The sequence below is a fragment of the Cellulomonas triticagri genome (assembly GCF_003696205.1).
Classification (GTDB): Bacteria; Actinomycetota; Actinomycetes; order Actinomycetales; family Cellulomonadaceae; genus Cellulomonas; species Cellulomonas triticagri.
Window position 1 is genome coordinate 1 of record NZ_RFFI01000238.1, and the last position, 1,849, is coordinate 1,849.

Annotated in this window: 1 protein-coding gene and 1 pseudogene; both read right to left on the reverse strand. The window is 78.1% G+C overall.

The genetic code is table 11. The features are described 5' to 3' along the window. Window positions 1–1,546, reverse strand: a 1,546-nt coding sequence (gene murJ, locus EBM89_RS20480) for a murein biosynthesis integral membrane protein MurJ (protein ID WP_158609746.1), incomplete at its 3' end; no start/stop codon positions are given. Further along, window positions 1,543–1,849 (reverse strand): annotated as a pseudogene (locus EBM89_RS20485) (hypothetical protein); the annotation flags it as partial. The pseudogene EBM89_RS20485 and the gene murJ, both read right to left, overlap by 4 nt.

Here is a 1,849-nt window from a genome sequence, read left to right on the forward strand (position 1 = left end):
CCCCGCCCGCGGCGGCGGCGAGCGCTCCCGGCAGCCCGTGGGCCACGGCCTGCACCGCGTCGACCGTCCACCGGCCGAGCAGCCCGGCCCCGGACCCCGCGACGACGAGCACGAGCAGCGTCCGCCCGAGCCCGCGCACGGCGTCCGCCCCGGCGGCGGCTCGCAGCACGGCCACCAGCGCTGCACCGGCGACCAGCATGCCGACCGAGTTGCCGATCGCGAGGGCGCGCAGCGTCGCGGGGCCGTCCGGGGCGCCCGGCACCAGCACGGCGCAGGCGACCCAGGACGCGACCACGACCGTCAGCCACCCGCTGCTGGCCGCGAGCACGGCGAGGCGCCCCCGCTCCAGGGCGTACAGGGCGCGCGAGACGTGGAAGATCAGCCCCATGCCGAGCAGCCCGGGGGCGATCAGCGTCTGCGCGACCGCCACGGACCCGATGAGCTCGGAGTCGCCCTTGCCGACCGACTGCAGGACGGCCGTGGCCGCCGGGGCGACGGCGGCGAGCATCGCGGCCCCCACGCCGCCCGCGACCAGCACCGCGCGGGTGGTGAGCGCCGCGAGCGGGGCGTACCCGGCGCGGTCCGGGGCGGCCGCGCGCGCGGCGAGCCGCGGGAACGTGCTCGTCGCCAGCGGCACCGCCAGCACCGCGTACGGCAGCAAGTACACCGGCTGCACCATCTGCTGGTAGGCCGACAGCGCGCCGTCCCCGCCGTACCGCGTCGACAGCTGGAGCGTCGCGAGCACCGCGAGCTGCTGCGCCACCAGCCCGCCGATCCCGGCGAGCGCGAGCGAGCGCGCCCGCGCCGCCACCCCGGGCGGGAACCGCAGCCCCGGCCGCAGCCGGACGCCGGAGCGCCACACGGGCACCAGCAGCGGGACGCTCATCGCCACGACGCCCGCGGTGGTCCCCCACGCGAGCAGCCCGGCGGCCCCGTCCGGCAGCGCGCCGACGTCCGGCGTCGCCGCGTCCACCCGCGCCGCCGCCAGCACCCGGCCGTAGCCCAGGTACGTGCCGATGACGACGAGGCTGGACAGCACCGGCGCGAAGGCCGGCCAGAAGAACTTCCGCTGCGCCTGCAGCACGCCGGACAGCACCACCGCGAGCCCGTAGAACGGCAGCTGCACCGCGAACACCCGGATGAGGAACACCACGAGGTCGTGCCCGGACCCGGACTCCCCGACGCGCGCCAGCCCCGCCAGCGGCTCCGCCAGCGCGACCAGCAGCGCCGCGAGCAGCACCAGGCCCGCCAGGGTCCAGCCGAGCATCGCCGAGGCGATCCGCGACACGTCGTCGCGCATCCCGCGCGCGAGCGGACCCGCGATCACCGGGATCAAGGCCCCCGCGAGCGCCCCACCGGCGGCGACCTCGAACAGCACGTTCGGCAGCGTGTTGGCCCAGATGTAGGCGTCGCCGACCGTCGCGACGCCCACGGAGCCGGTGAAGACCAGCGTGCGCACGAACCCCAGCAGACGGCTCACGACCGTCACGACCGAGATCAGGGCCGCGGCGCCCGCCAGACCGGACAGGACGCCCCGGCGGCTCACCGCGCGGGCACCTCGTCCGCGGGGCGCCGACCCCACGCGTCGACCTCGCGCAGCACGGGCGTGCGGGCGATGACCTGGGTGAAGCTGATCTTCTCCGAGGCGACCGTCAGCGCGACGACGCCCGCGAGCAGCGCGAGCCGCACGGGGCGCGGGCAGCCCTGCACCGCGGCGGTGCCCAGCGCGGCACCCAGCCCGTTCGCCCCGGAGTCGCCGAGCATGTCCCGCTCGGCGAGGTCGTCGGGCAGCTCCGCCGCGACGGCGCCCAGCACGGCCGCGGACGTCCCGCCCGCGCGCCCGCCGAGC